The organism is Aeromonas sp. 97A (assembly GCF_051919185.1).
In the GTDB taxonomy this organism is placed as follows: domain Bacteria; phylum Pseudomonadota; class Gammaproteobacteria; order Enterobacterales; family Aeromonadaceae; genus Aeromonas; species Aeromonas veronii.
Map to the genome: position 1 here is coordinate 3307501 of NZ_JBQBFF010000001.1, position 21139 is coordinate 3328639.

At 55.0% G+C, this 21139-nt stretch carries 19 protein-coding genes and 3 tRNA genes (1 of these 22 cut by a window edge); 1 reads left to right on the forward strand and 21 read right to left on the reverse strand.

The features are described from left to right. From tuf (ACTG27_RS14955) to ACTG27_RS15055, 21 genes are all read right to left on the reverse strand, one after another. Positions 1 to 358 carry the 5' end (the start) of an elongation factor Tu gene (gene tuf, locus ACTG27_RS14955; protein WP_005339879.1) on the reverse strand. 827 nt of this gene lie to the left of the window's left edge, so 358 of the gene's 1185 nt are visible here — the first part of the coding sequence; it begins with the start codon at positions 356 to 358; its stop codon lies off the left edge, out of view. Positions 359 to 412: 54 nt separating this feature from the next. Then, positions 413 to 2518: an elongation factor G gene (gene fusA / locus ACTG27_RS14960; RefSeq protein WP_021229318.1), complete on the reverse strand. Its 2106-nt coding sequence runs from the start codon at positions 2516 to 2518 to the stop codon at positions 413 to 415. Positions 2519 to 2593: 75 nt separating this feature from the next. After that, the gene (rpsG, locus tag ACTG27_RS14965) at positions 2594 to 3064 is read right to left on the reverse strand and encodes a 30S ribosomal protein S7 (protein WP_005339911.1); all 471 of its coding nucleotides are present in this window, start codon (positions 3062 to 3064) and stop codon (positions 2594 to 2596) included. A gap of 93 nt (positions 3065 to 3157) precedes the next feature. Continuing rightward, a complete protein-coding gene (gene rpsL, locus ACTG27_RS14970) occupies positions 3158 to 3532 on the reverse strand; it encodes a 30S ribosomal protein S12 (RefSeq protein ID WP_005306278.1) in 375 nt (124 codons plus the stop codon). 182 nt (positions 3533 to 3714) lie between these two features. After that, complete coding sequence (gene tusB, locus ACTG27_RS14975) at positions 3715 to 3993, reverse strand: sulfurtransferase complex subunit TusB (protein ID WP_005339909.1); 279 nt, start codon at positions 3991 to 3993, stop codon at positions 3715 to 3717. 7 nt (positions 3994 to 4000) lie between these two features. Beyond that, positions 4001 to 4360: a sulfurtransferase complex subunit TusC gene (gene tusC, locus ACTG27_RS14980; protein ID WP_005341830.1), complete on the reverse strand. Its 360-nt coding sequence runs from the start codon at positions 4358 to 4360 to the stop codon at positions 4001 to 4003. Between the two features lie 8 nt (positions 4361 to 4368). Next, a complete protein-coding gene (tusD, locus tag ACTG27_RS14985) occupies positions 4369 to 4761 on the reverse strand; it encodes a sulfurtransferase complex subunit TusD (RefSeq protein WP_107683271.1) in 393 nt (130 codons plus the stop codon). A gap of 84 nt (positions 4762 to 4845) precedes the next feature. Further along, positions 4846 to 5226 carry a RidA family protein gene (locus tag ACTG27_RS14990; RefSeq protein WP_005339904.1) on the reverse strand — a complete coding sequence of 127 codons (381 nt, stop codon included), beginning with the start codon at positions 5224 to 5226 and terminating at the stop codon, positions 4846 to 4848. Positions 5227 to 5250: 24 nt separating this feature from the next. After that, positions 5251 to 5967 carry a helix-turn-helix transcriptional regulator gene (locus ACTG27_RS14995; RefSeq protein WP_005339902.1) on the reverse strand — a complete coding sequence of 239 codons (717 nt, stop codon included), beginning with the start codon at positions 5965 to 5967 and terminating at the stop codon, positions 5251 to 5253. A gap of 194 nt (positions 5968 to 6161) precedes the next feature. Further along, complete coding sequence (rpoC, locus tag ACTG27_RS15000; protein WP_005339899.1) at positions 6162 to 10466, reverse strand: DNA-directed RNA polymerase subunit beta'; 4305 nt, start codon at positions 10464 to 10466, stop codon at positions 6162 to 6164. 91 nt (positions 10467 to 10557) lie between these two features. Next, entirely contained in the window at positions 10558 to 14586 is a 4029-nt protein-coding gene (gene rpoB, locus ACTG27_RS15005; RefSeq protein ID WP_005339897.1) for a DNA-directed RNA polymerase subunit beta, read from the reverse strand. 224 nt (positions 14587 to 14810) lie between these two features. After that, on the reverse strand, positions 14811 to 15176 hold the full coding sequence (gene rplL / locus ACTG27_RS15010; protein WP_005306304.1) for a 50S ribosomal protein L7/L12: 366 nt from the start codon (positions 15174 to 15176) through the stop codon (positions 14811 to 14813). 51 nt (positions 15177 to 15227) lie between these two features. Beyond that, positions 15228 to 15728, reverse strand: coding sequence for a 50S ribosomal protein L10 (gene rplJ / locus ACTG27_RS15015; RefSeq protein WP_005339895.1), 501 nt, complete (start codon positions 15726 to 15728; stop codon positions 15228 to 15230). 256 nt (positions 15729 to 15984) lie between these two features. After that, positions 15985 to 16686 (reverse strand): 50S ribosomal protein L1, encoded by a 702-nt coding sequence (gene rplA, locus ACTG27_RS15020; RefSeq protein WP_005339888.1) that lies wholly within the window; start codon positions 16684 to 16686, stop codon positions 15985 to 15987. A gap of 4 nt (positions 16687 to 16690) precedes the next feature. Further along, on the reverse strand, positions 16691 to 17119 hold the full coding sequence (gene rplK, locus ACTG27_RS15025; RefSeq protein ID WP_005339887.1) for a 50S ribosomal protein L11: 429 nt from the start codon (positions 17117 to 17119) through the stop codon (positions 16691 to 16693). A gap of 134 nt (positions 17120 to 17253) precedes the next feature. Then, positions 17254 to 17805, reverse strand: a complete 552-nt coding sequence (gene nusG / locus ACTG27_RS15030; protein WP_005306318.1) for a transcription termination/antitermination protein NusG — start codon at positions 17803 to 17805, stop codon at positions 17254 to 17256. Between the two features lie 9 nt (positions 17806 to 17814). Further along, on the reverse strand, positions 17815 to 18186 hold the full coding sequence (secE, locus tag ACTG27_RS15035; RefSeq protein ID WP_005306322.1) for a preprotein translocase subunit SecE: 372 nt from the start codon (positions 18184 to 18186) through the stop codon (positions 17815 to 17817). 60 nt (positions 18187 to 18246) lie between these two features. Beyond that, positions 18247 to 18323, reverse strand: a tRNA-Trp gene (locus tag ACTG27_RS15040). 53 nt (positions 18324 to 18376) lie between these two features. Further along, on the reverse strand, positions 18377 to 19561 hold the full coding sequence (gene tuf / locus ACTG27_RS15045) for an elongation factor Tu (protein WP_005339879.1): 1185 nt from the start codon (positions 19559 to 19561) through the stop codon (positions 18377 to 18379). Between the two features lie 168 nt (positions 19562 to 19729). Continuing rightward, a tRNA-Gly gene (locus ACTG27_RS15050) sits at positions 19730 to 19804 on the reverse strand. Positions 19805 to 19842: 38 nt separating this feature from the next. After that, positions 19843 to 19927: transfer RNA gene (locus ACTG27_RS15055), tRNA-Tyr, on the reverse strand. A 263-nt stretch (positions 19928 to 20190) separates the two neighbouring features. Here ACTG27_RS15055 and coaA point away from each other — a divergent pair. After that, a complete protein-coding gene (gene coaA / locus ACTG27_RS15060; RefSeq protein ID WP_110304105.1) occupies positions 20191 to 21129 on the forward strand; it encodes a type I pantothenate kinase in 939 nt (312 codons plus the stop codon). Positions 21130 to 21139: the final 10 nt, after the last annotated feature.

A 21139-nucleotide genomic window follows, 5' to 3' on the forward strand; every position in this document is an offset into this window, starting at 1 on the left:
TGTGCTCACGAGTCTGCGGCATCGGGCCGTCAGTCGCTGCTACTACCAGGATCGCGCCGTCCATCTGGGCAGCACCGGTGATCATGTTTTTAACGTAGTCGGCGTGACCCGGGCAATCTACGTGGGCGTAGTGACGGGTAGCGGTGTCGTATTCTACGTGGGAGGTGTTGATGGTGATACCACGCTCACGCTCTTCCGGTGCCTTGTCGATCTGGTCGAAGGCGAAAGCTTTACCACCGAAGTGCTTGGCCAGCACGTTGGTGATAGCTGCAGTCAGGGTGGTTTTACCGTGGTCAACGTGGCCGATGGTGCCGACGTTTACGTGCGGTTTATTACGCTCAAATTTTTCTTTAGACACGACGTAGTCCTTCTAGGTTAAACCCGCCTACCGTCGTAGGCGGGGAATCTTAAATTACTTGGATTTGCGCTCTTCGATCACAGCTTGTGCAACGTTGGTCGGTGCATCGTGATACTTGGCGAATTCCATGGCGTAGGAAGCACGACCCTGGGTAGCGGAACGCAGTGCAGTTGCATAACCGAACATTTCGGCCAGCGGCACCAGAGCACGTACGATCTTGCCGGACGGGCCATCTTCCATACCTTCGATCAGGCCACGACGACGGTTCAGGTCACCGATAACGTCGCCCATGTAATCTTCCGGAGTTTCAACTTCTACTTTCATGATCGGTTCGAGCAGAACCGGGTTGGCTTTCATGAAGCCAGCCTTAAAGGCCATGGAAGCAGCGATTTTGAACGCCAGTTCGGAAGAGTCGACATCGTGGTAAGAACCGAAGTGCAGACGCACACCCAGATCCATAACCGGGTAACCAGCCAGCGGACCAGATTTGAGCTGCTCACGGATACCTTTATCAACACCCGGGATGAATTCACCAGGAATGACACCACCTTTGATGTCGTTGACGAATTCGTAGGCTTTGCCTTCTTCCAGCGGGTACATGTCGATAACAACATGACCGTACTGACCGCGACCACCAGACTGCTTGGCATGCTTGCCTTCGATGTCTTTAACGGTGGTACGGATGGTTTCACGGTAGGCAACCTGCGGCTTACCTACGTTGGCTTCAACCTTGAACTCGCGACGCATACGGTCAACGATGATGTCCAGGTGCAGCTCACCCATACCAGCGATGATGGTTTGACCTGACTCTTCGTCAGTCCATACGCGGAAGGACGGATCTTCCTGAGCCAGACGGCCCAGAGCCAGCCCCATCTTCTCCTGGTCAGCCTTGGTTTTCGGCTCAACCGCGATAGAAATTACCGGCTCCGGGAATTCCATACGCTCGAGGATGATCGGTGCGTTCGGGTCACACAGGGTGTCACCAGTGGTCACGTCTTTCAGACCGATGGCAGCAGCGATGTCACCAGCGCGTACTTCTTTGATCTCTTCACGCTTGTTGGCATGCATCTGAACGATACGGCCAAAACGCTCGCGCTTGTCCTTGACGGAGTTCAGCACGGTGTCACCGGAGTTGATCACGCCAGAGTAGACACGGAAGAAGGTCAGGTTACCAACAAACGGGTCGGTAGCGATCTTGAACGCCAGAGCAGAGAACGGCTCGTCATCAGAAGCGTGACGCTCGTCTTTGGTCTCGCCGTCCATTTTCAGGCCGTCGATAGCAGCAACGTCGGTCGGAGCCGGCAGGTACTCGATCACGGCATCCAGCATTGCCTGTACGCCCTTGTTCTTGAACGCGGAGCCACAGGTTACCAGGATGATTTCGTTGTTCAGCACGCGCTGACGCAGAGCACCTTTGATCTCTTCCTCGGTCAGCTCTTCGCCGCCCAAGTATTTTTCCATCAGGTCTTCAGACGCTTCTGCAGCGGCTTCAACCAGATTCATGCGCATTTCTTGCGCCTGTTCCAGCAACTCGGCCGGGACGTCTTCGTAATCGAAGGATACGCCCTGATCAGCTTCATTCCAGTTGATGGCTTTCATCTTGACCAGGTCAACAACGCCCTTGAAGTTTTCTTCAGAGCCGATGTTCAGCTGAAGGGGAACCGGAGTACCTTTCAGACGGGTCTTGATGTGCTCAACGCAACGCAGGAAGTTGGCGCCGGTACGGTCCATCTTGTTGACGAACGCAATACGGGGAACCTTGTACTTGTTAGCCTGACGCCATACGGTTTCAGACTGTGGCTGTACGCCACCTACGGCACAGTACACCATCACGGCACCGTCCAGAACACGCATTGAACGCTCTACTTCGATAGTAAAGTCAACGTGGCCAGGGGTATCGATGATGTTGATACGGTGCGGTTGGAACTGTTTACCCATACCGGACCAGAAAGCGGTGGTCGCGGCGGAGGTGATGGTGATACCACGCTCTTGTTCCTGTTCCATCCAGTCCATGGTGGCAGCGCCATCGTGAACTTCACCGATCTTGTGACTTACACCGGTGTAAAACAGTACGCGCTCGGTAGTAGTAGTCTTACCGGCGTCAATGTGAGCGGAGATACCGATGTTACGATAACGCTCAATGGGGGTTGTACGAGCCATTGTCATCCTCTTACTAAGGCGCTTGTCCCTAGATAATTAAAGGTGCGCAGAGTCAAAAGACCCTGCGCAAGCGGATTACCAGCGGAAGTGAGCGAAGGCTTTGTTCGCTTCAGCCATACGGTGAACGTCTTCACGTTTCTTGACAGACGAACCCTTATTGTCAGCGGCATCCAGCAGCTCGCCAGCCAGACGCTGAGCCATTGATTTTTCACCACGTTTACGAGCGGCATCAACCAACCAGCGCATTGCCAGGGCATTGCGACGTACCGGACGAACTTCTACCGGCACCTGATAGGTTGCACCACCGACGCGACGAGATTTAACCTCGACCGCCGGACGAATGTTATCCAGAGCTTCTTCGAATACGGCCAGGTGCTCTTTGCCAGATTTGGTGGCAATGATGTCCAGGGCGCCATAAACAATGGCTTCTGCAACAGATTTCTTACCGTCAACCATTACTACGTTGACAAATTTAGCCAGCAGCTCTGATCCGAACTTGGGATCTGGCAGGATTTTACGCTGACCAACAACACGACGTCTTGGCATTTCAAATTCTCCGTAACTTCAGGGATTACCCAAAACTAGAAAGCTATCTAACTAGAAACGAATTAACGTTTGGCCTTACTTAACGGAGAACCATTAAGCTTTAGGACGCTTCACGCCATACTTGGAGCGAGCCTGCTTACGGTCTTTAACACCGGCACAGTCCAACGCACCACGAACGGTGTGATAACGAACACCTGGCAAGTCTTTTACACGACCGCCACGGATCAGAACAACAGAGTGCTCTTGCAGGTTGTGACCTTCACCGCCGATGTAGGAGGTGACTTCGAAGCCGTTGGTCAGACGTACACGGCACACTTTACGCAGTGCAGAGTTAGGCTTCTTCGGGGTGGTGGTATATACACGAGTGCATACGCCACGCTTCTGAGGGCACGCTTCCAGCGCCGGCACGTTGCTTTTCACAACGAGCTTGATGCGTGGCTTGCGAACCAACTGGTTAATAGTTGCCATCAAAAGGCTCCTGATAATGACTTCATAAACGTGTGGAAAATCCTCCCCGCAGATACGGGGACGCGAAATTTTATGCCCTGTTGTCTGGGGAGTCAAGATTTATACAATTTGCGTCACAAAAGGGCAATTCGGATCCGTTTGGTTTCACGACATCACATTGAATTATCTTGAAAATGTGCTTCTCAGCCACCCCAGGTGCGCGGGGAACCTTTTTGCGCAATCAGTGCCACCAGACCCGCCATATCGAGCACATTACCCACCCGATGCTGCAAACCGCGAGCTTGCAGATCTTCCTGCATCACATAAAGCGGGATACCCGCCAGCCGCGCGCTCCACTGGGGAGCCGATGCCGCAATCACGGCATCCTGCATCAGTACCAGCTCATCCTCGGGCTGAAGGTATGAGAGCGCCTCTGCCAGAGCCTGACTCTGAAAGGGAGAGTTCAATATCAGATGCAACATGGAGACCTCAAAAGCTGATGTGAGTCGAACACTGTGCCCAGCGCCGAGCCAGTTCCTGGCGCGGCAGACTCTCGACGGGGATCAGCAGATCATCCACTGTCACGCCACGCTCTGCCAGCGAGTCAGCACAAACATAGACCTCTTCGATGTCGTAGAGTTCCAGCATTTTGAAGGTGGGCGCGTAGTGGCGCTGCAAAATGGCGGCAGGCTGCTGCTCCTTGAGCAGTTGCAGCACGCCGTCCCCAATCAGGAAGAGGGCCAGTTCATCGGTCATGGCCGAGGTGGCCAGCAGGGCATCCAGTCCTTCCCGGCCGGCGGCATGGCCATGGGGGCCACGACTGCATATAAAGGCGATTTTCTTGCTCATGACTCCCCCTAGAACTGAACCAGTCGATCGGCGGTGAGCGCAGCCTCGGCCAACTGGCCCAGACCGCTCAGGCAAAATGGCGCTTGCAGATTGAAGTGCACCTGCCCTGCCCCCTTGGCCTCCTGCTCATCGAGCACACCGCGCCGCATGGCGGCGGCGACACAGACGTCGATACGGATCCCCTGCTCTTCTGCCAGCTCTCGCCACAGACGCACCAGGTCCGTCTCATCGGATGCAGGCAGATGCAAACCGTTGCCGTTGCAGACCCCATCCTGATAGAAGAACAGGTGGGACAAGGTATGCCCCTGTGCCAACAGGTTGCGGGCAAAACGATAGGCTGTGCTGGCCGATTGGGTGCCATAGGCAGGCCCCGTGACCAGGATGGCAAAACTCAGACTCATAGCAGGACTCCTGTGCTGACCCGGTCCATTTTACGCCAAAAACAAAAAAGCCCCTGCCAGGAGGGGCTTGATTCGATCTGTTGATCAGAGATGGGCAATCGCCTCGACCTCGACCAGCACATCTTTCGGCAGACGGGCCACCTCCACGCAGGAGCGGGCTGGCGCCGCGTCGCCAAAGTAGCGGGCATAGACCTGATTGAAGGCAACGAAGTTGTTCATGTCGCTCAGGAAGCAGGTGGTTTTGACCACTTTGCTGGCATCGGCACCCGCAGCGTGCAACACGGCAACCAGATTCTTCATCACCCGTTCTGCCTGCTCTTCGATGCCGCCAGCAACGATCTCCATGGTGGCAGGATCGAGCGGGATCTGCCCGGAGGTGAAGATCATCTCGCCAACCTTGGTAGCCTGAACATACGGACCAATCGCGGCAGGCGCCTTGTCGGTTGCAATCACTTCTTTAGCCATTCATCTATCCCCTTCTGGAATGAGTTACTCGTTCTCGTCTTCACCCTGCTTGCGCTGTCGGATGTAAAGATAAACGGTATGTTTTGAAATATTGAGTTTGTCCGCCACCAGATTGATCGAATCCTTGATGTCGAAAATGCCCTTCTCGAACAGCTGGGTCACGATGAAGCGGTTCTTGGCATTGTTGGCCACGGTGGGATCGCGGTTGATCTCGTCGATGGTGTTATCCACCGTCTGTGCAACCAGCTCTTCCACGCTATTGGCGAAGGTCTCTGGTGACTGACGCGCCGCCTGCTGGGGCGTCGGGAAAAATTCGGCCACGAACTCGTGGAAAGGCGCATTGATGTGCAGGTTGATGCAAATAAGCCCCACTACTTGCCGCTCGCTGTTGCGAATGGCGATGGTGCTCGACTTCATCAGCGCGCCGGTACGGCTGCGAGCGAAATAGCTCTGGGTGTAATCCTGGCCAGTGCTCTCGATGTCCTTGAGCATGCGCAGGGCGAGATCGGTGATGGGCGCCCCGAGGGTGCGTCCGGTATTGAAGCCGTTGGCGATCTTGATCACCGACTCGTGCAGATTTTCCAGGGAGTGGAGTACTACTTCACAATGCTTACCGAACAGCTCGGCCAAGCCATCGATGAGCCCATCGTATGAGCGCAACAATTCCCTGTCTTCATCTGTAAAAGTGCGGCTGATCAGCTGTTCTTCGGGAAGCATGGCTTCCTCGATACCGACAGTCATGTTCTACCCCTGTAATAACCATTCAACTTTCCCGAGTTTTAAATTGCAGGGGAGTAAAGTCAACTTTTTTTGATTTTTTACTCTACAACTTTGCTCTGGATCATCCTGAAACCCGCGCTGCGTCTACCTTTGCCGAGGAATTGGCCAACAAAAAGGGCTCCTTGAAGGAGCCCTTTTCAATCACGGATGACGAGTTACTCTTCGTCGAAGCTACCGGCTGCGTTCAGCAGATCCGCCAGGTTCTGCTCCGCTTCATCAGCGGTCACCTGCGGGGTACCAACAGCACGAGCTGCGGCAGCACGCTGGTTGATCCGGCTATGGTGGTAGGCAAAGCCGGTACCAGCCGGGATCAGACGACCCACGATGACGTTCTCTTTCAGACCACGCAGTTCATCACGCTTGCCACCTACGGCGGCTTCGGTCAGAACGCGAGTGGTTTCCTGGAAGGAAGCCGCGGAGATGAAGGACTCGGTGCTCAGAGATGCCTTGGTAATACCCATCAGTACATGACGGTAGGTCGCAGGGGTCTTGCCCTCGGCAACCAGCTTACGGTTGGCAATCTTCACACGAGCCACTTCAACCTGTTCGCCTTCGATCAGATCGGTATCGCCAGCGCTCAGGATCTCGCACTTGCGCAGCATCTGACGAACGATGACTTCGATGTGCTTGTCGTTGATCTTAACGCCTTGCAGACGGTAAACGTCCTGCACTTCGTTGGCGATGTAGTTGGCGACCGGGCTGATACCGCGCAGACGCAGGATGTCGTGAGCAGACTCAGGACCGTCCGCCAGCACTTCACCCTTCTCAACTTTTTCACCTTCGAACACGTTCAGGTTACGCCACTTCGGAATCATCTCTTCGTAGACGTTGCCACCATCGGTCGGGGTGATGACCAGACGGCGTTTGCCCTTGGTCTCTTTCCCGAAGGAGATGGTACCGGAGATCTCGGCCAGAATTGCCGGTTCCTTCGGTTGACGTGCTTCGAACAGATCCGCAACGCGCGGCAGACCACCGGTGATGTCCTTGGTACCGCCGGACTCTTGCGGGATACGCGCTACCGCGTCACCCACGCCCACGTTGGCACCATCTTCCAGGTTCACGATCGCCTTGCCCGGCAGGAAGTACTGGGCGGCTACATCGGTACCCGGGATCATCACGTCTTTGCCGTTCAGGTCGACCAGTTTAACGGTCGGACGCATCTCTTTACCGGCGCTCGGACGCTCGTTGACGTCCAGAACAACGATAGAAGAGAGACCGGTCAGCTCGTCGGTCTGACGAGTGATGGTCACGCCATCGATCATGTGTTCGAACTGCAGGCGACCTGCCACTTCGGTGATGATCGGGTGGGTGTGCGGATCCCAGTTGGCAACGGTCTCGCCAGCACTCACGGCCTGGCCGTCCTTCACTTCCAGCACGGAACCGTAAGGCAGCTTGTGGCTTTCCTTGGTACGGCCCATGTCGTCCATGATGGTCAGTTCGGTAGAACGTGAGGTGATAACCAGTTTGTCATCGCTGTTGTGAACGAACTTGGCGTTCTGCAGCTTGATGGTACCTGTGTTCTTGACCTGGATGCTGCTTTCAGCAGCGGCACGAGATGCAGCACCACCGATGTGGAAAGTACGCATCGTCAGCTGGGTACCCGGTTCACCGATGGACTGGGCGGCGATAACACCGACAGCCTCACCCTTGTTAACCAGGTGACCACGGGCCAGATCACGGCCGTAGCAGTGAGCACAGTTACCGAAGTCAGTTTCACAGGTGATGGCAGAACGCACTTTCACACGGTCAACGGAGTTACGCTCCAGCAGGTCACACAGCTGCTCGTCGAGCAGGGTGTTGCGAGCAACCAGGATCTCGTCCTCGGTACCCGGCTTGATGACATCTTCTGCCACCACACGACCCAGCACGCGCTCACGCAGCGGCTCGACCACGTCGCCACCCTCGATCAGCGGAGTCATCCACAGACCGTCAGTAGTGCCGCAATCGTCCTCGGTGATCACCATGTCTTGCGCCACGTCTACCAGACGACGAGTCAGGTAACCGGAGTTCGCAGTCTTCAGTGCGGTATCCGCCAGACCCTTACGAGCACCGTGAGTAGAGATAAAGTACTGCAGTACGTTCAGACCTTCGCGGAAGTTCGCGATGATCGGGGTCTCGATGATGGAGCCATCCGGCTTGGCCATCAGGCCACGCATACCGGCCAGCTGACGGATCTGGGCGGCGGAACCACGCGCACCAGAGTCGGCCATCATAAAGATGCTGTTGAACGAGGCCTGCTCTTCTTCTTCACCCAGCGAGTTAACGTTACGCTCTTTGGACAAGTTCTCCATCATGGCCTTGGAGACGCGCTCGTTGGCGCTGGCCCAGATATCGATAACCTTGTTGTAACGCTCGCCCGCAGTTACCAGACCAGACAGGAACTGGTCCTGGATCTCGGCAACTTCGGCTTCGGCTGCTGCAATGATGTCTTTCTTGGCATCCGGGATGACCATGTCATCGATACCAACGGAAGCACCGGACAGGGCCGCGTAGTGGAAACCGGTATACATCAGCTGGTCAGCGAAGATAACGGTGTCCTTCAGGCCCTGCTTGCGATAGCAGGTGTTCAGCAGACGGGAGATGAGCTTTTTGCCCAGCGCCTTGTTGGATACGCACTTGATCCAGTTCTGCGGATTGGCATCCAGATCAGCCTGTTCTGCAGCAGTCAGCACCTTCGGCTCATCGATCAGGGCGTATTCCATGCCTTTCGGCAGGATCAGGCTCAGGATCGCACGACCAACGGTGGTGTTCTTCATCTCGGTGTGTTCACGCAGAGAACCGTCTTCCTGACGCAGGTATTCGGTAATGCGTACTTTCACACGAGCATGCAGATCGGCCAGACCGGCGCGATATACTTTCTCGGCTTCTTTCGGGCCGGCCAGCACCATACCTTCGCCTTTGGCGTTGATACGGGCACGGGTCATGTAGTACAGACCCAAGACCACGTCCTGAGAAGGAACGATGATCGGCTCACCGGAGGCAGGCGACAGGATGTTGTTGGTAGACATCATCAGCGCACGCGCTTCCAGCTGGGCTTCCAGGGTCAGCGGTACGTGGACCGCCATCTGGTCACCATCGAAGTCCGCGTTATACGCAGCACAAACCAGCGGGTGCAGCTGGATTGCCTTGCCTTCGACCAGAGTCGGTTCGAATGCCTGGATACCCAGACGGTGCAGAGTCGGTGCACGGTTCAGCAGAACCGGGTGTTCGCGGATCACTTCGTCCAGGATATCCCAAACGACAGCTTCCTCGCGCTCCACCATCTTCTTGGCGGCCTTGATAGTGGTCGCCAGACCGCGGGTTTCCAGCTTGCCATAGATGAACGGCTTGAACAGTTCCAGCGCCATCTTCTTCGGCAGACCGCACTGATGCAGACGCAGAGTCGGGCCTACGGTGATAACGGAACGACCGGAGTAGTCGACACGCTTACCGAGCAAGTTCTGACGGAAACGACCCTGTTTACCCTTGATCATGTCGGCCAGGGATTTCAGCGGGCGCTTGTTGGAACCGGTGATGGCACGACCGCGACGGCCGTTATCCAGCAGCGCATCGACGGACTCTTGCAGCATACGCTTTTCGTTGCGCACGATGATGTCCGGAGCAGCCAGATCCAGCAGACGCTTCAAGCGGTTGTTACGGTTGATCACGCGACGGTACAGATCGTTCAGATCGGAAGTCGCGAAACGGCCGCCGTCCAGCGGTACCAGCGGACGCAGGTCCGGCGGCAGCACAGGCAGCACTGTCATGATCATCCACTCCGGCTTGTTGCCGGACTGCAGGAAAGCTTCCATCAGCTTCAGACGCTTGGTGGTCTTCTTGCGCTTGGTCTCGGAGTTGGTTTGATCCAGCTCCTCACGCATGGTTTTGACTTCACCTTCCAGATCGATAGCGCGCAGCAATGCCAGGATTGCTTCGGCACCCATCTTGGCGTCAAATTCGTCGCCCCACTCTTCCAGCGCATCCAGGTACTGCTCTTCAGAGAGCATCTGGCTGCGTTCGAGGTTGGTCATGCCCGGCTCGATTACGACGAAAGATTCGAAGTAGAGCACACGCTCGATGTCGCGCAGGGTCATGTCCAGCAGCAGACCGATACGGGACGGCAGGGACTTCAGGAACCAGATGTGGGCAGTCGGGCTGGCCAGCTCGATGTGGCCCATACGCTCACGACGGACCTTGGTCTGGGTCACTTCAACGCCGCACTTCTCACAGATCACACCACGGTGTTTCAGGCGCTTGTACTTGCCGCACAGACACTCGTAGTCCTTCACCGGTCCGAAGATACGGGCGCAGAACAGACCATCACGCTCCGGCTTGAAAGTCCGGTAGTTGATGGTCTCAGGCTTTTTGACCTCACCGAATGACCAGGAGCGGATCATGTCAGGAGAGGCCAGACCGATCTTGATACTGTCAAACTCTTCGGTCTTGGTCTGAGCCTTCAAAAACTTGAGTAAGTCTTTCACGTGTTTCCCCTGTCAGGAGTCTAACCTCGGCGCCCCGGCTGCCAAAACAGCGGGGCGCCCACGTCAATTCTCGAACAATAAGAGCGAGCTCTTACTCTTCGTCCAGCTCGATGTTGATACCCAGAGAGCGGATTTCCTTCAGCAATACGTTGAAGGATTCGGGCATGCCCGGCTCCATACGGTGGTCGCCATCCACGATGTTCTTATACATCTTGGTACGGCCATTCACATCGTCAGACTTGACGGTCAGCATTTCCTGCAGGGTATATGCCGCACCGTAAGCCTCCAGGGCCCACACTTCCATCTCACCGAAACGCTGACCACCGAACTGAGCCTTACCACCCAGCGGCTGCTGGGTAACCAGGCTGTAAGAACCGGTAGAACGCGCGTGCATCTTGTCGTCGACCAAGTGGTTCAGCTTGAGCATGTACATGTAACCAACGGTTACTTTACGCTCGAAGCGGTTACCGGTACGGCCATCGAACAGATCAATCTGACCGGATTCCGGCAGATCGGCCAGCTTCAGCAGGGCTTTGATTTCGCGCTCTTTGGCACCATCAAACACTGGAGTAGCAACCGGCAGACCCTTACGCAGGTTACCCACCAGGGTACGTACGTCGTCGTCAGACAGTTCGGCGATGTTCACTTGCTGGGTGTCCTTCTCGCCCAGGTCATAGACCTGTTGCAGGAAGTTGCGCATCTCGTGCAGCTCGCGCTGCTCTTTGACCATGCGATCGATCTTCTCGCCGATACCTTTGGCCGCAAGGCCCAGGTGCACTTCGAGGATCTGACCGATGTTCATACGGGATGGTACGCCCAACGGGTTCAGTACGATGTCGACCGGACGGCCGAACTCGTCATGAGGCATATCCTCGACCGGACAGATCTTGGAGATAACACCCTTGTTACCGTGACGGCCCGCCATCTTGTCACCCGGCTGGATGCGACGCTTGACTGCCAGATAAACCTTGACGATTTTCAGTACGCCCGGTGCCAGATCATCACCCTGGATAATCTTGCGACGCTTGTTCTCGAATTTCTTGTCGAACTCGGCTTTCAGCTCAACGTGCTGTTCAGCGATCTGTTCCAGTTCGGTCTGCTTGCCTTCGTCTTCGATGGCCAGTTCAAACCACTTGGAGCGATCGAGCTTGTTCAGACGATCTTCGCTGTAACCGGCGGCCAGCAGCAGGTTGCGGGAGCGGCCGAAAATGCCGTCTTCCAGGATCTTGAACTCTTCGGTCAAGTCCTTCTTCGCTTCCTTCAGCTGCATCTCTTCGATTTCTTTGGCGCGCTTGTCTTTTTCCACGCCATCGCGGGTAAAGACTTGCACGTCAACCACGGTACCGTACACACCGTTCGGTACACGCAGGGAGGAGTCCTTCACATCGGACGCCTTCTCACCGAAGATGGCGCGCAGCAGCTTCTCTTCCGGCGTCAGCTGGGTTTCACCTTTCGGGGTTACCTTACCGACCAGAATGTCGCCGCCCTTCACTTCAGCACCCACGTAGACGATACCGGACTCGTCCAGCTTGGACAGAGCGGCTTCACCCACGTTCGGGATGTCAGCAGTGATCTCTTCCGGACCCAGCTTGGTGTCACGGGAGATACAGGCCAGTTCCTGGATATGGATGGTGGTCAGGCGATCTTCCTGAACAACACGCTCGTTCACCAGGATCGAGTCTTCGAAGTTGTAACCGTTCCACGGCATGAACGCGACGCGCATGTTCTGACCCAGCGCCAGTTCACCCAGGTCGGTGGACGGGCCGTCAGCCAGTACGTCGCCAGCCATGACCGGCTCACCCAACATCACGCAAGGACGCTGGTTGATACAGGTGTTCTGGTTGGAACGGGTGTATTTGGTCAGGTTGTAGATGTCGATACCGGCTTCGCCTGGCATCAGCTCATCTTCATTGACCTTCAGGACGATACGGGAGGCATCGACATAGTCGATTACGCCACCACGCTTGGCCACTACGGTTACACCGGAGTCAACGGCCACAGCGCGTTCCATACCGGTACCTACCAGCGGCTTGTCAGCACGCAGAGTCGGTACAGCCTGACGTTGCATGTTTGAACCCATCAATGCGCGGTTCGCGTCATCGTGTTCCAGGAACGGGATCAGAGCCGCAGCCACAGATACGATCTGCTGCGGGCTCACGTCCATATACTGGATCTGGTCGGCGTTCATAAAGGTGGATTCACCTTTGTGACGGCACGGGATCAATTCATCTTTCAGACGGCCATCTTCGGTGGTCGCGGCGTTAGCCTGTGCGATCACGTACTTGCCTTCTTCAATAGCAGACAGGTAGTCCACTTCGTCGGTGATCACACCGTCAATGACCTTGCGGTACGGGGTCTCGAGGAAACCGTACTCGTTGGTACGAGAGTACACGGACAGAGAGTTGATCAGACCGATGTTCGGACCTTCAGGAGTCTCGATAGGGCACAGACGACCGTAGTGGGTCGGGTGTACGTCTCGGACTTCAAAGCCGGCACGCTCACGAGTCAAACCGCCCGGGCCCAGCGCGGAAATACGACGCTTGTGGGTCACTTCGGAGAGAGGGTTGTTCTGGTCCATAAACTGGGACAGCTGGCTGGAACCAAAGAACTCTTTGACTGCGGCGGAGATCGGCTTGGCATTGATCAGATCCTGCGGCATCAGGGTGTCCAGGTCGCCCAGGGAGAGACGCTCCTTGACCGCACGCTCGACACGCACCAGACCGACGCGGAACTGGTTTTCAGCCATTTCACCGACAGAACGGATACGACGGTTACCCAAGTGGTCGATATCATCCACTTCGTCGTTACCGTTACGGATGTCGATCAGGCGCTTCATCACATCGACGATGTCGTCTTTGGTCAGTACACCAGCGCCAGTCTCGTCTTCACGACCCAGACGGCGGTTGAACTTCATCCGACCTACGGTAGACAGGTCGTAACGCTCGGCGGAGAAGAACAGGTTTTCGAACAGCTGTTCTGCAGCTTCGCGAGTAGGCGGCTCGCCCGGACGCATCATGCGATAGATCTCGACCAGCGCTTCCAAACGGTTGGAGCTGGAGTCGACACGCAGGGTCTCGGACATGTAGGCACCGTGATCCAGTTCGTTGGTGAACAGAACCTCGAAATGCTTGAAGCCGGCTTGGGACAGGTTGGCGATCGCTTCCAGGCTCAGCGCCTGGTTGGCGGTCACGACCATCTCGCCAGTTTGCGGATGTGCGTAGTCCTTGGCAGCAACTTTGCCAACAACATACTCAACCGGTACCTCAATCTGGGTAACGGCGTCTTTTTCCAACTGACGGATGTGACGCGCAGTCACACGACGACCGGTCTCAACCACCACGGCGCCATTGGCCACGATGTCAAAGGTCGCAGTTTCACCACGCAGACGCTCCGGCACCAGATCCATCATCAACTTGCCATCTTTTACTTCAAAACCGATGGTCTCGAAGAAGGTGGCCAGGATTTGTTCGGAAGTGAAGTCCAGGGCGCGCAGAATAATGGATGCTGGCAGTTTGCGACGACGGTCGATACGGACAAACAGGTTGTCTTTCGCATCGAACTCGAAGTCCAGCCAGGAGCCACGGTAGGGGATAACGCGAGCGTTATACAGTACCTTACCGGATGAATGAGTTTTGCCTTTATCGTGGTCGAAGAAGACGCCCGGGCTGCGGTGCAGCTGGGAGACGATAACCCGCTCGGTACCATTGATAACAAAGGTGCCGTTCTCGGTCATGAGCGGAATTTCGCCCATGTATACTTCTTGTTCCTTGATGTCTTTGACGGTGCCGGCAGCTGCTTCACGGTCGTACAGAACCATACGAAGCTTGACACGCAGCGGCGCGGAGTAGGTCACTCCACGGATCTGGCATTCTTTTACGTCAAATACCGGCTCACCCAGGCGATAGCTGACATACTGAAGCTCAGCACTACCGGAGTAACTGGTGATCGGGAAAACGCTACGGAAAGCGGCCTCTAGGCCATATTCACCTTCCGGGTCAGCCTCGATGAACTGCTTGAAGGAGTCCAGCTGAATGGACAACAGATAAGGCGTGTCCAGTACCTGGTCTCGCTTACCGAAGTCCTTACGAATGCGTTTTTTTTCGGTATAAGAGTAAACCATAGGGTTCCTCAGCTCGCTGATAAGTGACCCACTCTGTCCCGCGGGACAGCTCTGTCTCAACACCGTTTTGTGTTGGCCCGGACGAAAGAAGACAGTCCGGATTGCTGGTGCACCGAGAGTCGTAAACGGTGTGAAATGCTCTCAGTCTACAGCGCAAAAAGGCTGGTGAACAAAAATTCACCAGCCCTAGCCTGTTTTATCAGGCTAATCTACATAAATGCAGATTATTTGATCTCAACAGAAGCACCGGCAGCTTCCAGCTCTTTCTTCAGAGCTTCAGCTTCGTCCTTGGACACGCCTTCCTTCAGGTTAGCCGGAGCAGCTTCTACCAGATCTTTGGCTTCTTTCAGGCCCAGACCGGTAGCGCCACGAACGGCTTTGATAACGGCAACTTTGTTGGCGCCAGCAGCAGTCAGAACTACGTCGAACTCGGTCTTCTCTTCTACTGCTTCAGCAGCAGCCGGGCCAGCCATTACGGCAGCAGCGGCAGAAACACCGAACTTCTCTTCCATAGCTTCGATCAGCTCAACAACTTCCATTACGGACATGGAAGCAACGGCTTCGATGATTTGGTCTTTAGTGATAGACATGACAAAAATTCCTGATGTTGAATAAACTCAAACAGCCTAAATAGGCGAGAATCAAGCAGCAGCTTGTTTCTGGTCGCGAACAGCAGCGATAGTACGAACCAGCTTGCCAGCAGAGGCTTCTTTCATAGTCGCCATCAACTTCGCAATTGCTTCTTCGTAAGTCGGCAGCGTGGCCAGACGATCAATTTGTGCTGCGGCGATAAACTCACCGTTAAAAGCGCCAGCCTTGATTTCGAACTTTTGGTTCGCTTTGGCAAACTCTTTGAACAGACGAGCAGCAGCGCCCGGGTGTTCGTTAGAGAAAGCAATCAAGGTAGGACCGGTAAATGCGTCGTTCAGGCACTCGTATTCGGTACCTTCTACCGCACGACGCAGCAGGGTGTTACGCACAACGCGCATGTACACACCGGCTTCACGAGCGGTTTTACGCAGGACGGTCATCTTGTCTACAGTTACACCGCGAGAATCGGCAACAACTGCAGAAAGAGCGCCTTTGGCAGCTTCGTTGACTTCAGCAACAATTGCCTTTTTGTCTTCGAGTCCCAATGCCATTGGCTTAACTCCTGGATTGAATCCGGGTCTATTGACCCAGTACTGACACATCCCCCCTACCTTTACAACAGAGGGGAACGATGCGGTAGCAGGATTCCAGAAGAGAAAGAATCTTTCTCGCTGGGTTTCCGGCACCGTCTACGCAGGAAACATTAAGGCTTTGCAGCCTCCTGCGGTCTTGGACGGAGGTCGAAACCCCCAACCAATCAAGGCGTAAAATTATAGATTAAATTTTGCGCCTTGTAAAACCCATCAATTAGGCCTGAGCTTCCAGAGAAGCTTGGTCTACGGCAACACCGGCACCCATGGTGGTGGAGATGCTGACTTTCTTGATGAATTGACCTTTGGCGGAAGAGGGCTTGCCTTTTTTCAGGGCAACCAGCAGAGCTTCCAAGTTTTCTTTCAGCTGAACTTCGTTGAAAGAAACCTTACCCAGAGTGGTATGGATGATACCATTCTTGTCGTTACGGTAACGAACCTGACCAGCCTTGGCGTTCTTGACAGCTTCGGCAACGTTAGGAGTTACAGTACCAACTTTCGGGTTCGGCATCAGGCCGCGCGGGCCCAGGATTTGACCCAGTTGACCAACAACGCGCATGGCATCCGGGGATGCGATAACTACGTCGAAGTTCATCTCGCCTTTCTTAACCAGATCGGCCAGGTCATCCATACCTACCAGGTCAGCACCGGCAGCTTTTGCTGCTTCGGCGTTGGCACCTTGAGTAAATACGGCAACGCGTACATCACGACCGGTACCGTGCGGCAGTACAGTAGCACCACGTACGTTCTGGTCAGATTTACGAGCGTCGATACCCAGGTTGACAGCAACGTCAACGCTTTCAACGAACTTGGCGGTAGCCAGTTCTTTCAGCAGGGCAATGGCTTCGTTGATGGAGTACTCTTTGGTACCGTCAACTTTTTCGCGAATAACGCGCATACGCTTGGAAAGTTTAGCCATTGTCTTAATCCTCCACTACCAGACCCATGGAACGGGCGGAGCCTGCGATGCAACGTACTTTTGCATCCAGATCGGCACCAGTCATATCCGGCTCTTTGGTCTTGGCGATTTCTTGCAGCTGAGCAACGGTCACCTTACCAACCTTGTCTTTGTTCGGCTTGGAAGAACCAGACTTGATGCCAGCAGCTTTCTTCAGCAGGAAGGAAGCAGGCGGAGTCTTGGTTTCGAAGGTGAAGGAACGGTCGCTGTAAACGGTGATCACGACCGGAGTCGGTGAACCTTTTTCCAGCTTCTCTGTACGAGCGTTGAACGCCTTACAGAATTCCATGATGTTAACACCGTGTTGACCCAGTGCAGGACCAACGGGAGGAGACGGGTTGGCTGCACCAGCAGCAACCTGCAGCTTGATATAAGCTGTGACTTTCTTAGCCATTAGGAAAATACCTCAAAAATGGGTTCTAGCGCCTCGGAGACTTGCTCCTGCAAACGGCTCCCCAACTAATAAAGGGGCAGCGAATTATAGAGATATTCGCTGCCCCTGACAACCGTTAAACGTACAGAATTCAATCAGCCTTTTTCGACCTGACCAAAATCCAGTTCAACAGGAGTAGAACGACCGAAGATCAGTACAGAGACCTTCACGCGGCTCTTCTCATAATCTACCTCTTCAACGGTACCGTTGAAGTCGGCAAACGGACCATCGGCAACCCGCACCATTTCACCCGGTTCAAACAGGGTTTTCGGACGCGGCTTGTCGTGGGCATCCTGCAGACGGTTCAGGATGGCATCGGCCTCTTTGTCGGAGATCGGTGCCGGACGGTCGGAAGTACCGCCGATGAAGCCCATTACACGCGGTACGTTACGCACCAGGTGCCATGTGGTTTCATCCATGATCATCTGGACCAGGACATAACCCGGGAAAAACTTGCGCTCACTCTTGCGCTTCTGGCCAGCACGCATCTCGACCACTTCTTCGGTCGGGACCAGTACTTCACCGAACATGTCTTCCATGCCATGCATCTTGATATGTTCGCGCAGGGACTTGGCTACACGGCCTTCATAGCCGGAAAAAGCCTGCACGACATACCATCTCATACGTTGTTCACGTTGTTCAGTCATGGCTTATCCTTACACACCGGTAATCAGGTTGACCAACCAGACCAAGGCACCGTCCAGAACGAACAGCAGCAGCCCCATCACGGCGGTCACCGCCAGCACAATCAGGGTTGTCTGAATGGCTTCCTGACGGGTCGGCCATACGACCTTGCGGACTTCCAGGCGAGACTCACGGGCGAATGCCAGTGTTGCCTTTCCCTTGGTGGTTTGCAGGGCTACTGCACCGGCAGCAGCAATGACAACGACCACACCCAAGGCGCGGACGGCAGCGACAACATCGTTGAGCAGGTAATTACCCACTACAGCGGCCGCCAGGATAATGAAAACCAGGCCCCAAAGCAGGGTATCCTTGCTTCCGCCCTGGCTCTCAGAACTAACACTCATACAACCCACCTGTATCTGACGTAACCAAAGACACAAAAGCCCCGTACGAGACGAGGTATATGGCAGGGGCGGCAGGACTCGAACCCGCAACCATCGGTTTTGGAGACCGCTGTTCTACCAATTCGAACTACGCCCCTACACAAGAAAGCCCCTATTATAGGGGCTTTGCTTTATTTATGTAAGCCAAAGATTAAGCGATTACGCTGGCTACAACACCGGCACCTACGGTACGGCCACCTTCACGGATAGCGAAACGCAGGCCGTCATCCATCGCGATCGGAGCAATCAGGGTAACAACCATTTTGATGTTGTCGCCCGGCATTACCATCTCTACGCCTTCCGGCAGTTCGATGGTACCGGTCACGTCGGTAGTACGGAAGTAGAACTGCGGACGGTAGCCTTTGAAGAACGGGGTATGACGACCACCTTCCTCTTTGGACAGCACGTACACTTCAGATTCGAACTTGGTGTGCGGCTTGATAGAACCCGGCTTGGCCAGTACCTGACCACGCTCTACGTCTTCACGCTTAACACCACGCAGCAGCGCGCCGATGTTCTCGCCTGCACGACCTTCGTCCAGCAGCTTGCGGAACATTTCAACACCGGTACAGGTGGTAGAAACGGTATCTTTGATACCAACGATTTCTACGGTCTCACCTACTTTAACGATACCGCGCTCTACACGACCGGTAACTACGGTACCACGGCCAGCGATAGAGAATACGTCTTCGATAGGCATCAGGAACGGCTGGTCAATCGCGCGCTCCGGCTCCGGGATGTAGGTATCCAGGTGGCCAGCCAGCTCGATGATCTTCTCTTCCCACTGAGCGTCGCCTTCCAGCGCTTTCAGTGCGGAACCACGAACTACCGGCAGGTCATCACCCGGGAAGTCGTACTCGGTCAGCAGTTCACGAACTTCCATTTCAACCAGTTCGAGCAGCTCTTCGTCATCAACCATGTCACACTTGTTCATGAACACGATCATGTACGGGATACCAACCTGACGACCCAGCAGGATGTGCTCACGAGTCTGCGGCATCGGGCCGTCAGTCGCTGCCACTACCAGGATCGCGCCGTCCATCTGGGCAGCACCGGTGATCATGTTTTTAACGTAGTCGGCGTGACCCGGGCAATCTACGTGGGCGTAGTGACGGGTAGCGGTGTCGTATTCTACGTGGGAGGTGTTGATGGTGATACCACGCTCACGCTCTTCCGGTGCCTTGTCGATCTGGTCGAAGGCGAAAGCTTTACCACCGAAGTGCTTGGCCAGCACGTTGGTGATAGCTGCAGTCAGGGTGGTTTTACCGTGGTCAACGTGGCCGATGGTACCCACGTTAACGTGCGGTTTATTACGCTCAAATTTTTCTTTAGACATGATCGTCCCTCTAAACTAACGCTGAGTACGCGGTGGCAAGCTAACCACAGAACAGTTTATATGATGGATTTGAATCTGGTGGGAAAGAGAGAGGTACTGATGGCTGGTTCGCTTGCCGAACTCACCCTAGGGTGCGGCTCTGCTAACGCCTGAGCCATATCAGCATCTTGGAGCGGGCAGCGGGAATCGAACCCGCATCATCAGCTTGGAAGGCTGAGGTAATAGCCATTATACGATGCCCGCATTTCTCTAACCCAAAGAACTCAAACCGCAGAGAAATATGGTGGAGGGAGAAGGATTCGAACCTTCGAAGGCAGAGCCGTCAGATTTACAGTCTGATCCCTTTGGCCGCTCGGGAACCCCTCCAGACGCCAGATTGTCACAACGGTAATTCTGCTTGCACCCGTTGTGTTTATCGCTTTTGCACGGCAAATAGACGACAGACAGTCAAGCGTCGCGCATTTTATTGTAAGGTTTTGGGGGATGCAACCATTGAACCCGGCAAAATATGCTTTATTGCTGGGAAGTTTGCAAAAAAGCGGGGGCAAACAAGCCAATCCTGCTGCGTCCCTTGTCGCTCCCCCACCCTTGGTGTATGGTCGCCGTGCCCAAGAAACAGTGATGACACCATGACGACAGAGCATAACCCCTATCTGCAATTCACCCGCGAACAATGGGCGTTATTGCGCGATTCGGTCCCCCTGACCCTGACCGAACACGATCTGCAGACCCTGCGCGGGATCAACGAGAAGGTGTCATTGCGGGAAGTGGAAGAGATCTATCTGCCTCTCTCCCGCCTGCTCAATCTCTATGTCAAAGCCAAACAGCGTCGCAGCCGGGTGCTGGAGCAGTTTCTCGGCCAGTCCCGCGGCAAGGGCACCTATATCATCAGCATTGCCGGCAGTGTGGCCGGGGGCAAAAGCACCACGGCCCGTATTCTGCAGGCCCTGCTGGAGCGCTGGCCGGAACACCCGCGGGTGGAGCTGGTCACCACCGACGGCTTCCTCTACCCCAACAAGGTACTGGAAGATCGCGGCCTGATGCGCCGCAAGGGATTCCCGGAATCCTACGATATCCGCCATCTGGTGGAATTTGTCGCCAATATCCGCGCCGGTCACGAGAAGGTCGAAGCGCCGGTTTACTCCCACCTTATCTACGACATCATTCCCGATGAGAAGAAGGTGGTGGAGCAGCCGGACATCCTGATCCTGGAAGGGCTCAATGTGCTGCAAAGCGGCATGGATTACCCTCAGGAGCCCCATCGGGTCTTCGTGTCGGACTTCGTCGACTTCTCCATCTATGTGGATGCCGATGCCGAACTGCTGCGCACCTGGTATATCGAACGCTTCCTGAAATTCCGCAGCGGCGCCTTCTCGGATCCCGACTCCTACTTCCATAACTACGCCAAACTGGCGGAGAGTGAGGCGACCCAGATCGCGAGCAACATCTGGCAAGATATCAACTATCTGAATTTGCAAGAAAATATCCTGCCAACGCGTGAGCGAGCCAACCTGATCATGACCAAGGGCCATGAGCACGCCATCGAACAGATCAAACTGCGCAAATGATGACGTCGGT